The 13,328-nt window shown below is 43.7% G+C and carries 13 protein-coding genes and 3 tRNA genes; all 16 read left to right on the top strand.

Translation table 11 applies throughout. From position 1 onward, the window contains the following. The first annotated feature begins 48 nt into the window (after positions 1–48). The 16 genes from BUB66_RS03110 (at position 49) to BUB66_RS03035 (ending at position 13,322) form a co-directional block, all read left to right on the top strand. Positions 49–1,470 (top strand): MFS transporter, encoded by a 1,422-nt coding sequence (locus BUB66_RS03110; RefSeq protein WP_073254499.1) that lies wholly within the window; start codon positions 49–51, stop codon positions 1,468–1,470. Positions 1,471–1,644: 174 nt separating this feature from the next. Next, positions 1,645–2,370, top strand: coding sequence for an N-acetylmuramoyl-L-alanine amidase family protein (locus BUB66_RS03105; protein ID WP_073254495.1), 726 nt, complete (start codon positions 1,645–1,647; stop codon positions 2,368–2,370). Positions 2,371–2,433: 63 nt separating this feature from the next. Further along, positions 2,434–2,958, top strand: coding sequence for a signal peptidase I (gene lepB / locus BUB66_RS03100; RefSeq protein WP_073254492.1), 525 nt, complete (start codon positions 2,434–2,436; stop codon positions 2,956–2,958). A 95-nt stretch (positions 2,959–3,053) separates the two neighbouring features. Beyond that, a tRNA-Ala gene (locus BUB66_RS03095) sits at positions 3,054–3,129 on the top strand. Between the two features lie 8 nt (positions 3,130–3,137). Further along, positions 3,138–3,213: transfer RNA gene (locus BUB66_RS03090), tRNA-Val, on the top strand. Positions 3,214–3,254: 41 nt separating this feature from the next. Beyond that, positions 3,255–3,330: transfer RNA gene (locus BUB66_RS03085), tRNA-Ala, on the top strand. A 170-nt stretch (positions 3,331–3,500) separates the two neighbouring features. Beyond that, positions 3,501–4,259, top strand: coding sequence for a helix-turn-helix domain-containing protein (locus tag BUB66_RS03080; protein ID WP_073254489.1), 759 nt, complete (start codon positions 3,501–3,503; stop codon positions 4,257–4,259). 395 nt (positions 4,260–4,654) lie between these two features. Next, a complete protein-coding gene (locus tag BUB66_RS03075; RefSeq protein WP_159431495.1) occupies positions 4,655–6,310 on the top strand; it encodes a Na+/H+ antiporter NhaC family protein in 1,656 nt (551 codons plus the stop codon). A gap of 82 nt (positions 6,311–6,392) precedes the next feature. Continuing rightward, complete coding sequence (locus BUB66_RS03070; protein ID WP_073254486.1) at positions 6,393–7,094, top strand: redox-sensing transcriptional repressor Rex; 702 nt, start codon at positions 6,393–6,395, stop codon at positions 7,092–7,094. A gap of 132 nt (positions 7,095–7,226) precedes the next feature. Next, on the top strand, positions 7,227–8,849 hold the full coding sequence (locus tag BUB66_RS03065) for an N-acetylmuramoyl-L-alanine amidase family protein (protein ID WP_073254483.1): 1,623 nt from the start codon (positions 7,227–7,229) through the stop codon (positions 8,847–8,849). A 65-nt stretch (positions 8,850–8,914) separates the two neighbouring features. Next, the gene (locus BUB66_RS03060) at positions 8,915–9,424 is read left to right on the top strand and encodes a DUF2179 domain-containing protein (RefSeq protein WP_073254480.1); all 510 of its coding nucleotides are present in this window, start codon (positions 8,915–8,917) and stop codon (positions 9,422–9,424) included. 70 nt (positions 9,425–9,494) lie between these two features. Continuing rightward, positions 9,495–10,490, top strand: coding sequence for a GerMN domain-containing protein (locus BUB66_RS03055; protein WP_073254476.1), 996 nt, complete (start codon positions 9,495–9,497; stop codon positions 10,488–10,490). 20 nt (positions 10,491–10,510) lie between these two features. Next, the gene (gene rph / locus BUB66_RS03050; RefSeq protein WP_073254473.1) at positions 10,511–11,245 is read left to right on the top strand and encodes a ribonuclease PH; all 735 of its coding nucleotides are present in this window, start codon (positions 10,511–10,513) and stop codon (positions 11,243–11,245) included. Beyond that, complete coding sequence (locus tag BUB66_RS03045; RefSeq protein ID WP_073254470.1) at positions 11,245–11,883, top strand: XTP/dITP diphosphatase; 639 nt, start codon at positions 11,245–11,247, stop codon at positions 11,881–11,883. Before rph ends, BUB66_RS03045 begins: the two co-directional genes overlap by 1 nt. Further along, positions 11,864–12,337, top strand: coding sequence for a metallophosphoesterase (locus BUB66_RS03040; protein WP_073254467.1), 474 nt, complete (start codon positions 11,864–11,866; stop codon positions 12,335–12,337). The genes BUB66_RS03045 and BUB66_RS03040 overlap by 20 nt, the downstream gene beginning before the upstream one ends. A gap of 22 nt (positions 12,338–12,359) precedes the next feature. Continuing rightward, on the top strand, positions 12,360–13,322 hold the full coding sequence (locus BUB66_RS03035) for a D-2-hydroxyacid dehydrogenase (RefSeq protein ID WP_073254464.1): 963 nt from the start codon (positions 12,360–12,362) through the stop codon (positions 13,320–13,322). The last annotated feature ends 6 nt before the right edge of the window (positions 13,323–13,328 follow it).

Raw genomic sequence — 13,328 nt, 5'->3', positions numbered from 1 at the left:
GCAATAAATAACAATAGTTCATTTTTTCACATAAAAGAGGTGAAATGAATGGAATTCCGGGACAAATATAAAATTCTACTTGCTGTTCTGATAGGAAGCCTTATGGGTCCGTTGGACGGTAGTGCTGTTAACGTCGCTATGCCTACCTTATCTGAATTTTTCAAAGCGGGGATGACGACTGTAAGCTGGGTTTCGATGGCTTACCTTCTGGTACTCAGCGGGCTACTCTTAACTTACGGTAAATTAGGCGACGTGATAGGCTACAAAAAACTTTTTTTGAGGGGGATGCTGCTTTTTACCATTGCATCAATTTTTTGCGGCATTTCGCCCTTGATAGGTATTTTAATAGCATCAAGAGCCCTTCAGGCAGCCGGCGCTGGGATGATGATGGCTGTGGCCCCCGCCATAATAACCACAACTTTTCCAAGGAATGAAATGGGGAGAGCCTTGGGGTTTAACGCGGTTGCAGTTGCTACCGGTTTATCCATAGGTCCTTCGGTCGGCGGCTTTCTACTTTACGCCTTCGGGTGGAGGGCTATTTTTTTCATAAATATCCCGATAGGCATTGCAGGATACTTTTGGGCGAAAAAGGTGCTGCCTGAAGGGCAGGTGCTAAAAAAAGCGACATTCGATGTCTTGGGAGCGTCGTTGGGCTTTATATTTTTAATGACGATTCTATTTTACATAAGCAAAGGTCAGGAGCTCGGATGGCATTCTTTGACTGCACGTATGCTCATTGCCGTTTCTATAATTGCTTTTATACTTTTTATAATAAATGAGAAAAGGACAAGCGAGCCGATGTTAGAACTAAAGCTATTTTCCAACCGGACTTTTGCTTTAGGGAATTTAAGCTGTCTTTTAAATTTTACTGCCCAGTATATAATGGTGTTTCTTACGCCCTTTTATCTTGAGAAGGCGGGTTTTTTGCCCGGTCAGGTGGGTGCGATCATGACTGCTTTTCCTCTTACGGTGCTCTTCGTCGCTCCGCTGAGCGGAATGCTCTCAGATAGACTAGATTCACTTTTGCTAAGCAGTGCGGGTGCCATTATATGCTCCATAGCCCTGTTTTTGATGGGTAAACTAGGATATGATTCCAGCATTTTTGATGTTGTATGGAGGCTTATGCTTTTTGGTTTGGGCAACGGTCTTTTTCAGACCCCCAACAACAGTTCTGTAATGGGCAGCGCTCCCAGGAATATGCAGGGTGTGGCCTCTGGAGTCTTGGCTACCATGCGCAATGTAGGAATGGTAGTAGGAGTTGCAGTTGGCAGTGGCTTTTTTACTTTTCGCAACAGTTATTATTTAACAATGCTTCCTTATACAGACGGTAGGCTTGCAGATGAAGCGTTTATAAGGGCACTGAGAGATGCTTACTTTTTAGCGGCATTCATAGATATTCTCTGTATGCTGGCTTTATTAGCAAGAGGGAAGAAAAATGAAACATTAAAAAGAAAAATGGAAGTTCACTGAGAAAAATACCGCTCTTGAGTTATCCGGAGCGGTGTTTTTAATTTTTAGCTATAACCACTTGTGCTGCATTGGCGGAAGCGCCTGAGAGTGCGTCGTTTTATTAATAATGCTCATATATCCCCCTTTAAAAAAATATTTTTATTTTAAAGAACACAAAAGAAGGGGGATACATATATGGGGAATAATCGGGGCAAATTTCCCGATTTTAAGGTGTTAATCCTTCTTTTTCTCCTGCTTGCGGCCGGTAATTTTTTGATTTTAAGATCGAGCAAGACTCTCCCTATTTTTTGGTTTTTTACGCCCCTATCGGGAAGGACTGTCGTCATCGATCCCGGACATGGTGGAATAGATGGCGGTGCATACCACAGCGACGGTATTTTAGAAAAGCACATAAACCTTTCGGTAGCATTAAAACTAAAAAGCGTATTAGAAAAAAACGGCGCGAAAGTAGTGTTGACTCGAGCTAAGGACGAATCTTTGGACTACATGAACAATAAAAGCAAATCCAGGCACAGAAGGGATTTAATTGCGCGGGCTGAGATCATAAATGAAGTAAATCCAGACATTTATCTTAGCCTTCACGTAAATGCGGAAAAAAGTTCTCCTGCTACCCGCGGCCCCATGGTTTTTTATCATACCTCGAGTCCGGAAAGCCGGCGTCTTGCCGAGCTAATACAGGCCCGCCTTGAAGAGGCCTATTACTCGGCAGGCCAGAGCGTGAGGAAGAGGAATCCCCTTGCCAATTCCACCCTTTTTCTTCTGTGCAATGCCAGGCCTCCGGGAGTCATAATCGAGATGGGATTTATGACAAATGCGGATGACCGGCGACTTTTGCGGAATCCCGATTTTCAAAACAAATTGGCTAATGCCATAGCGCTAGCCTTGAGAGAATATTTTTGATGGCTTTGTTTTTTTGTGTTATAATAAGTAAGTGCTGTTAAAAACGTTAAAACGGGTGATTGCATGAGACATGATTTAAAAAGAGAAATACTCGATTGGATAAAGTCAATAGCCTTTGCTTTGATAATAGCGTTTGCCATAAGGACTTATATATTTGAGCCCATGATAGTACCTACTGGTTCCATGATACCGACTATCCAAGTTGGCGACAGAATTCTTGTAAATAAATATATTTATAGATTTGAACCGGTAAAAAGAGGCGACATAGTGGTATTTAAGTATCCGGATGACACAAGGCAGACTTTCGTGAAAAGAGTAATCGGGCTAGGTGGCGATGAGATAGAAATTAAAGACGGCAAACTTTATGTCAATGGAAATCTTTTATTGGAGCCGTATTTGAAAGAACCGATGATAGGTGATTTTGGCCCCTATAAAGTTCCAGAAGGTCACTATTTCATGATGGGAGACAACAGGAACAATTCTAAAGACAGCCGCTTTTGGGAAAATATGTACGTTCCAAAAAAGCTCATTATGGGCAAAGCAGTATACCGGATATGGCCCCCTGGAAGGATTGGAAGATTGGAATAAATTCATTTTAAGGGCTTGCATTTTTTTGGGCTTTGGGTTATAATAAATCTTGCGTTCGGCAGAAAGCCAACGCACAAAACTCAGCTGAGAAAAGTGGGGACGTAGCTCAGCTGGGAGAGCGCTACATTCGCATTGTAGAGGCCGTGGGTTCAAGTCCCATCGTCTCCACCAGTAAACGTGGGCGCGTAGCTCAGTGGTATGAGCGCTTGACTCACATTCAAGAGGTCGCAGGTTCGATCCCTGCCGTGCCCACCAGTTGACATTAATAAAAAATTGTGTTATGCTTTTTATGGAGTGGGCGTGTAGCTCAGTTGGGAGAGCACCACAATGGCATTGTGGGGGTCACGAGTTCAAGTCTCGTCACGTCCACCAAATTCTACTCCACATAGTGATAAGGAGCTCAACTAAATTAAGCTGGATATAATATCCGGCTTAATTTATTATATAATAAATTCAGAATTATTACGCATTATTGGAAAAGAAGAATATATAAAGAATAATTAATTTGATAATTAGTATTGTGAATAAAGGAGGGAACACCAATGATAAATCCAATCGCATACAACATCAGACGCCTGAAAAAGTTACACAACATAACATCACGACAGTTAGCCAAGAAGCTCGGACTGTCCAAGGACACCGTAGACAGTTACGCTATAGGTCGCCTCACGCCAAAACCCAACACTCTCCAGAAAATTGCCGAGGTATTCGGAGTACCGGTAGAAGAACTGACCAAGCCACCAGAGGAAACCCTTCGCAGCTCTTACAAGGACTACGTAGAATCTACGAACCAGCTCAAGGCGGTATTCGATAAGCTCATGACGAATCCGGGCAATAAGGCAATATTAAAGGAAATAGAGTCTATTCAGAAGGAAGTGGAATCGAAACGTGCATTCTTCAATAATCTCGTGTCTGAAATTATCCCGGTAAAATACGTGCCGCTGTACGAAAACGCTGTTCAAGCAGGTAATCCGCTGGAATTATGCTCGGAAAACATTGTAAGTTGGCAACCGGTACCGCAGAGCATGGACGTAGACTGTGCGGTGAAGGGCATGGTTAACAGCCTTGCTGAGGCGGGAATCAGCGAAGGTGATGTTCTGCTCGTGAAACAGACTAACGTAGCTAACCAAGGCGACCTGATAATAGCGGCAAGTGACAATGGCTATACTGTAAAATACCTCGTGAAAAATGAGGACACATACCTGTTAAGACCAGCGAATTCAAAGTACAAAGACATCACATGGCAGAATGAAAACGCTAGAATTGTGGGTGTTGTTAAAGGTATCCTAAAGGTATCCTGAAAACTTATACAATCCTCAAAGAGCCGATAATGAAAATGCAGAGAAGTAAGAATCGGACGGACGATGAATAATAATAAATCATCGGGCTGACAAACAAGCGATGGGCAGTACAAATAACAATTAACGGCAAACGTTACTCATTTCGAGAAGGATAGGAAAGAAGCGTTACCAACTCCAGTAAGTATAAGCTTCATATTGGAGGAGCGAATTTCATTGGGCCGTATCCGGCTTTTTCTATTTTATGCGATTTTATCTTACATCTTGAAAATATTCTGCCTTATTGATACAATAAAACAAACTGCTCAATAATAAGCAAATGCTGAAAAATGAGCGTTTATTGGGGCATGAAATATAATTGTAAGGAGGTACATGATGGTAATGGGATGAGGAGTAAGATGCTGCTTTTTTTCTTTGTGGTCTTGCTCGTGCTTTTGTTTGCGATCCCTGCTATGGGAAATGGGGAACAAAAACAGCAACCTGAACATTATGGTTTTTGGTCTATTTTACCTCCTCTTTTGGCCATAAGCCTTTCGATTATTACCAAAGAAGTTTTAAGCTCCCTGGTTGTTGGAATCATGGTAGGTGCCATGATTCTGACCGGAGGCAATTTGATTAAAGCTTTCGAGAAGGCTATGGAGACTTTGATAACCACAGCAGGTGATCCCTCGTGGAATTTCAGGGTATTGATGTTTACTGCTCTACTTGGCTCTATTATAGGTATGATTTCGAGGGCCAATGGTCCGCAGGCTTTTGGACGTTGGGCGGAAAAAAATATAAAGTCGAGGAGTCTGTCGCTTTTCATTACCTGGCTTTTGGGAGTCTTAATATTTATGGATGATTATTTTAACTGTATGACCGTAGGCACCGCCTTGAGGCCGGTAACCGACAGGTTTCGGGTTTCCAGGGCAAAACTTTCTTTTATAATCGATTCGACGGCGGCGCCGGTTTGCACTTTAGTGCCCATTTCTACGTGGGTGGCCTATGTAGCGTCTTTGATGATACCGCTTTTCGAGCAATTTAATTTAAACTTAAATCCGTATACCGTTTACGTTCAGATGCTCCCCTACGATTTTTATCCCTGGCTCATAGTCCTAATGGTTCTCATTACCTCATTTACAAACCTAGAATACGGGCCGATGGCGCATTCAGAATATAGGGCGCTATCCGGTAAGGGTCTCTGGGATGAAAGTATTATGAAGACTCCACCGGGAGATGAGTTCGAGAACATGGAGAAATCGGAAAAAGGTTCTGCCATAGACATGGTTGCTCCGCTTTTAGGGTTAATAATAATAATGCTGGTTTGTATGGCTTACAGCGGTGGATTTTTCGAAGGCAAAACCGGATTTTTTGAAGCGGTAATGAATTCCGATTCGGCGACCGCTCTGGTCTGGGGAGCCACAATCACCCTTATTTTGACAGCGTGTTTTTATTCGCTGAGAGGAATAGTGAGAATTAAGGATTCGATGGAAGCCGTTATACAAGGGGCAAAATCGATGATGGTGGCGCTTTTTGTGTTATCCCTGGCCTGGACAATAGGGAGCATCTGCAAAGAATTGGGTACGGGATTGTATGTTTCTAGTATCATGTCGGATACATTCCCCGCCTGGGCGGTACCGTTTACGCTCTTCATATTGACGGCATTTATAGCTTTTTCAACAGGTACTTCATGGGGAACTTGGGCTATAATGATTCCTATAGCTGTGCCGCTTGCGGTTACCATGAAACTGGACCTGCTGCCGAGCATTGCGGCAGTACTTTCCGGAGGTGTATTCGGAGACCATTGTTCTCCAATTTCGGATACTACCATTATGTCTTCTACTGGGGGCGCATGTCCGCATATAGAGCATGTAAATACTCAACTGCCTTATGCTTTAACAGCGGCAGTCGCGTCAGCCGTAGGATTTTTAGTTACCGGATTTTTTGATAATGCCATAACGGTTTGGCTTTTGACAATTGCGGTGTTTTTTATAGCAGTTTTTGTACTCCACAGGATCTGGGGATGCTCCTCCTTTGCTGAGAAGCAAAAGCAAGAAGTGCAACCTGGGAATTAATGGCGGCTTGATATTTTTTTCCGGTTGTGCTAAAATCTAAGCGAACCGGAGGATTGTCACTAAAGATAATTGGGAGGATATTATGGGTTCCGACGAAGTCAAAAGGGTCTCCCTAGCTGTAATAAGAAGGTTGCCAAAATATCACAAATGTCTGGGAGAGCTTTTGCAAAAAAACGTTGAAAGGATTTCTTCGCAGGAACTTGGTCGGATTTTGGGTTTTACCGCTTCACAGGTGAGGCAGGATTTAAATAATTTTGGGGAATTTGGACAACAAGGATATGGTTACAATGTGGAACAGCTTTACAATGAGATAGCAAAGATTCTCGGGCTTAATACTGAACACAAGATGGTAATAGTTGGGGCGGGGAAATTGGGACAGGCGCTGGCCGGTTACCGCGATTTCGAAAGGCACGGATTTAAAATATTGGCCATGTTCGACGTCGATCCGCATCTTGTTGGTTCAAAGGTGCGTGACGTTCCCGTATACGACATGAATGAGCTCATATATTACGTGAACGAAAACGAAGTCGACATAGCGGTAATTGCAGTACCTCGTGAGAGAGCTCAGGAGGTAGCGGACATCCTGAGTAAAACTTTGGTAAAAGGAATATGGAACTTCGCCCCTGTCGAAGTCGATGCGGGGCCCAACATAATAGTTGAGAATGTGCATTTACTTGATAGTCTTTTGACGTTAAGTTACAGAATGAATGAAAGCAAGTTGATGGACCGCCTTGCCAGGAAAAATGAAAAAAAGTCTGGCCTTGCAAAAATCCCTGCTGAATAGACAGCAGGGATTTTTACATTTCTATTACGGTTTAGTTTTTCGGGAGGATTTGATGAGAAAAAGTCGAAGAATGTTATATCAGGAAGAAGTTGCTACGCAAGATATATAAACTATATGGAGGGAATTTTTAGCATGATTAAAAAAGTAACCTTCGCAGTTTTATTGGTGCTTATTCTTGAAAGTTCAATATGTGTTGCACAACCTGCATCGACTATAGAAATTTACATCAACAACCAAAAAGTGATTTCTGATGTACCTCCGGTCATTTACAAAGATAGAACGCTGGTGCCCATAAGAGTCATATCCGAGTATTTCGGAGCGACGGTCTTGTGGGACGATAAGGAAAAAACGGTGAAAGTATATTTAGAAGGAAGGCAGGTAATTCTTAAAATAAACGATACGAAGGCTCTTTTGGATCAGCAGACTGTAGTATTGGACGTTCCGGCTATGATAATAGATAACAGGACTATGGTCCCGCTCAGGTTTGTAGGCGAAGCCCTGATGGCGGAAGTTTCTTGGAACGAGAAATTGCGAAGGGTGGATGTGAAAAAACAGATTCCCCAGATAGTAGATTTTTCATATACAACGGTGAATAATATACCCGCTCTCCTTATAAAGGGAAATACTCCTTTGGAATATCAAGTTGCTGGTTATGATAGTGAAAGAGTTGCGGTGGATGTAAAGGCCCAGCTCAAAGCATCGAAAAACGTGATTAACGTCGAAGATAGCGTGTTGAAAAGGGTGGTAGTAAGCGAACTCAATGACGGCTCGGGACTTACTCGATTTGTACTGGAAATGGAAAAGGGTGCTTCATTTTACATAATTAAGCCTGACCAAAATTCAATAGCCATAACTATTACTAATGTATTGTCTTCGGTAGAATTAGAGGAAGATGGGACTTTGGTAGCCCGTTTAAAGACGGTTATTCCTGCCACATACAATTGCTTTACTTTAGGTTCTCCTGAAAAAGGCGATTACAGACTGGTAGTGGATATTACAAATGCCAGGCTTTCCGCATCGCTGCCCGTGGTTTTCGATAACGACTATATAAAAGGTCTGCGTGCGAGTCAGTTTACGGTAAACCCCTATGTGGTAAGGGTGGTTTTCGACCTTAAAGGAGATCTAAATTACAGGGTTTTCCAAAACGGCGATGAAATTTCGGTAGTATTCTCTTCCCGTAAGATTCCATCCCGAGGTGATGAAGATGGTTCATTGAAGAATAAAATAATAGTGATAGACCCGGGACACGGAGGCAGTGATCCAGGAGCCGTATACGCTGGCGTTTATGAAAAGGATTTGAACCTTGATATAGCTATGAGACTAAAAAAACTCCTCGAAGAAAGCGGAGCGAGGGTTTTGATGACGAGGGAGAGCGATATCTACGTAAGCCTCTACACTAGAGCTGACATAGCTAATCAGGTAGGAGCCCACCTTTTCGTAAGCATACACAACAATTCCAGCACCAATACCTCCACTTCAGGAACCATGACCTTATATTATCCGTCTCCTGAGAAAAAAGAGTTTGCACAAATACTCCACAAAGCGGTGGTTGAAACTCTGGGACTTCCCGATTTGGGCTTGTCGGAAAGGCCAAATTTAGTGGTTACGAGGGAAACAAAAATGCCGTCGGCCTTGGTGGAGGTAGCCTTTATGAGCAACGCCCGCGACCTTGAGCTGCTCAAGACTGACGAATTCAAGCAAAAAGCTGCTGAAGGGATATATAAGGGAATATTGAGGTATTTTTCCGCTATATGAGCCTTATTGACATAAAAACCCGGGTTTGATATGATACACTTGAATCATATCTGGGAGGTCTTGGCTTGGACGTATTTCTCGGTTATTTTTTCATTTTTATTGCTCGAGTTTGCGATGTATCTCTGGCTACGATACGAACTTTAATGGTCGTCAGAGGTAACCGGCTACAGGCGGCTACCATAGGCTTTTTCGAAGTCATAATATATATAACGGCCTTGAACCAGGTGGTAAATAAATTGGATAATCCTCTAAATTTAATCGTATATGCGTTTGGATTTGCTACAGGGAATTACGTAGGTAGCTTTCTCGAGGAAAAATTGGCGTTGGGACTTACTACGGTGCAGGTGATAACAAAAAATCCGGAACTTTCGGAAAGGGTTAGAAGTCTTGGATATGGAGTGACGGTGCTCAACGGTTCTGGCAAAGAGGGCAGTCGCCACGTACTCGTAATTTCCCTAGCGAGAAAAAACGTGCCAGACCTGATAAGTTATATAGAAAACGAAGACGAGTCGGCATTTATCACCATAATGGATACTAAATCGGTCAAGGGGGGATACTTTAAACAAGCTAAGTAACCCTAAAAGGCATAAAACGCCCCTTTTTTAAAATATCTATATAAATAAGAATTTAAAAGGGGGTTGTTTTATGCTTAAGAGAATCATGGAATTATTTATAGGGGCCCTTTTTGTTCTTGTTTTTTTATCGGCTTGTAGATTTTTGGGCGAGAAAGTCAAACCTTTATCTGAGGCATCTGATTCCACAAGAGAAACACAAGCTAATATGCGAAAGACCGTATTTTATTTTGTAAATGAACAAAATCTCTTAGTTCCGGTGGCAAAAGACATACCGTGGGTGGAAGGAATAGGCAAGGCTGCTTTGGAAAATTTAGTATATACACCGGAAAAGGAAAGGGAGCTGGAAGATAAGGGTCTAAAACCTCCTTTGCCTCCAGGGACTAGGGTTTTAGGTATGACTATAAGGGATGGGCTTGCAAAGGTAGATTTCAGCAGAGAGTTTTTGGATCTGACAGACAGGTTACAGGAGGAAAATGCCGTAAAAGCTGTGGTTTACACCCTTACCGAATTTCCAACTGTTCAACGGGTGCATTTAATGGTGGAAGGCAAACCGTTGAAAAGGTGTCCGAACGGAACTGTTTTAAGCGATGAATTAATGCGAGAAATGATAAACCTTGAAGAGAGGACAGTTGCAAAAACTAAGATCCCCGTGACATTGTATTTCACATCATCAAGCAAGACCGGGGCATTTTCATATTTTGTCCCGGTTACCCGAATGGTTGAAAAAAGTGACAATATAATGAAGACTGCTTTGGAAGAATTGATCAAGGGTCCGAAGGAAGGAATGGGCTTGAGCGCTGTTATCCCACCTGATACAAAGGTGCTGAATGTAAGTAGATACGGCAATGAAGTGATAGCAAATTTTTCCAAGGAAATAGAAGGTTACGGCGGGGGTGTTGAAATAGAACAGGCTTTGGTAAATACGATAGTTTTGACTCTTTACGAGTTTCCGGGAGTGGAGAAAGTTACTCTGCAGGTGGAGGGTGAAAGCGGGGTCTTACCTGAGGGCACAATGCTGGATGTTCCAATATTAAAGCCTGCTTACATTAACCCCGTCAATATCTAAGATCGGAGAGGATGATATTTTTGGCAAGGGTTGATGGTAGAGAATTCAACGAGATAAGACGGGTTAAGATAACAAGGCATTTCAACAAGTATGCTGAAGGTTCGGTCCTAATTGAAGCGGGAGATACCAAAGTAATATGTACAGCCACTATCGATGAAAAGGTCCCTCCTTTTTTAAGAGGTAAGGGACAAGGGTGGATTACTGCTGAATATTCCATGCTGCCTAGGGCTACGGAAATGCGCAATGTAAGAGAAACGTTGCGCCCGAGCGGCAGGACCATGGAAATACAAAGATTGATAGGAAGGGCCTTAAGGTCGGTCGTGGACCTTGCAGCAATGGGAGAAAGAACGGTTTGGCTGGACTGCGACGTGATACAGGCCGACGGAGGGACTCGCACAGCGGCTATAACCGGGGCTTTTGTCGCCCTAGTAGACGCTTTTAAGTTTATGAAAGATAAAGGGATTTTAGAGGTGATTCCTGTCAACAGTTTTGTTGCGGCAGTGAGCGTTGGAATAGTAGAAGGGCAGAAGTTGCTGGATTTAAATTTCGATGAAGACAGCAGAGCCCAGGTGGATATGAACGTGGTAATGACCGACAGGGGACAGATAGTCGAAATTCAGGGGACTGGCGAGGCCTTTCCCTTTACCCGCCAGGACCTAGACGAACTTCTTGACCTGGCGCAAAAAGGCGTGTTCGACCTCATTACCGTCCAAAAAGAGGTTCTGAAGGATATCTTGGGCGAGGTAGAAAAATAATGCGAAGTATAGTCATCGCTACCAAAAACCGAGGCAAGTTGAAGGAATTCAAAGAAATGCTTTCCGATATCCCCGTGGACATCCTTTCGCTTTGCGATTTTCCGGATATAGAAGTGGAAGAAAACGGAAAGACATTCGACGAAAACGCACTAATTAAAGCGAAAAAAGTTGTTCGACTGACCAAAGCCGCAGCTCTAAGCGACGATTCGGGGCTGGAAGTCGAGGTCTTAGGTGGGAGGCCTGGGGTGCACACTGCGAGGTTTGCAGGGCCATTTGCCAGCGACCGTGAAAATATCGAAAAATTACTAAATGAACTAAAAGGTGTTCCGGCGGAAAAAAGGAAAGCGAGATTCGTTTGCTGTCTATGCTTTGCTATGCCCGATGGGGGGGTTATTATCGAACACGGCTATTTGGAAGGGTTTATCACTTATGAGCCAAAGGGCACCATGGGATTCGGATACGATCCTGTTTTTTTTGTACCGGAGCTTGGGAAAACCTTGGCTGAAGCCACGCTAAAGGAGAAAAACGCCGTAAGCCATCGGGCCAGAGCTATGCAAAAAATGAAAAAACACCTGCTGCAATTTGTAAAAAGTGCTTTTGGAAGCGGAGGGTCAAGTATTGAGGATAGCGGTATTTAGCGATACGCACGGCTTTTTGCAGTTAATAGATAATGCTTTGGAAATTGCAGGTCCTGTAGATCTGGTGTTTCATGCAGGGGACGTATCACCGGACGCCGATTACATAAGGGAAGCGTATAGATACAGGGTTTATGGAGTTTTGGGAAACTGCGATACCTTTTCGGACTACCCGGCTGAACGGCTTATAAAGCTGGAAGGAAAGAAAATACTCCTTACCCACGGCCATGCGTACCGCGTGAAGTACGGATACGATAAGCTCTTTACCAGGGCTAAGGAACTTTCCGCCGATATAGTGGTCTTCGGCCACACCCACTGTCCCGAAAACGGCTGGAATAGCGGTATTCTTATTTTCAATCCGGGCAGCCTCGCCTTTCCCCGCTGCGGGAAAAGGCCTACTTTCGGCATTCTCGAAATAAATGAAGGTGAAATAAAAAGCTCGATAAATGAGCTTTGAAACCAGGGGGTGTTCTGAGGTCATGAAAAAAATCTTGTTTGGGCATAAAGTTTCCGAAAAACATCTCCAAAAAACAAAAGAAATTGCCCCCGATTGGAATGTAGTGATGAGCGAAGACCCGGAAGATAAATTAAAAGAGATAAAGGATGCGCATATATATGTGGACTGGGGTTTCAATATCGAAAGGCGTTTTATTGAAGCGGCAGAGCATCTCAGATGGATACAGGCCTTGACTGCGGGGGTTGACGGGCTTGCTTTTGACCTAGTAAGGGAAAAGGGCATAATTGTAACGACTACCAGCGGAATTCATAAAGTGCCGATTGCGGAGCTGGTGTTCGGCTACATGCTCATGTTTGCACGAGGGCTTACCCGGTTTTATGAACAGCAAAAAAAGAAGGTCTGGGACAAAAATGTAAGGACCGCGGAGCTTTTCGAAAAGACTCTGGGAATTGTGGGGGCAGGGAATATCGGAAGCGAGATAGCAAGGTTGGGCAAAGCCTTCGGCATGAGGGTTTTAGGCCTTAACAGAAGCAGCAGAATTCAGGGGAACTATTCGCAAATGTATGACGAAATGTACGGCATCGGCTCCCTCGTCGAGCTTCTTTCGAAATCCGACTTCGTGGTGTGCGCCGTCCCCCTTACCGCCGAAACCCGTCACCTGCTTAGGGAAGAACACTTTAAGGCGATGAAATCCACTGCTTACTTCATAAACATAGCCCGAGGCGCCGTAGTTGACGAAGAGGCCCTCATAAAGGCGCTGAAAGAAGGATGGATAGCAGGGGCGGCCCTGGATGTATTTGAAAAGGAGCCCCTGCCTCCGGAAAGTCCCCTGTGGGAAATGCCAAATGTTATAATAACCCCGCACATAGCAGGCAGTTCCGACCGTTACATGGAAAGGGCCATGAAGGTAGTGAACGAAAACCTGCGAAGGTACCTGCAGGGTGAGCCATTGATAAATATTGTCGACCCGGACAGGGGATACTGATTACAA

This window comes from Caldanaerovirga acetigignens, from assembly GCF_900142995.1.
Lineage (GTDB): Bacteria > Bacillota > Thermosediminibacteria > Thermosediminibacterales > Thermosediminibacteraceae > Fervidicola > Fervidicola acetigignens.
This window is presented reverse-complemented; position numbering and strand designations above follow the sequence as displayed.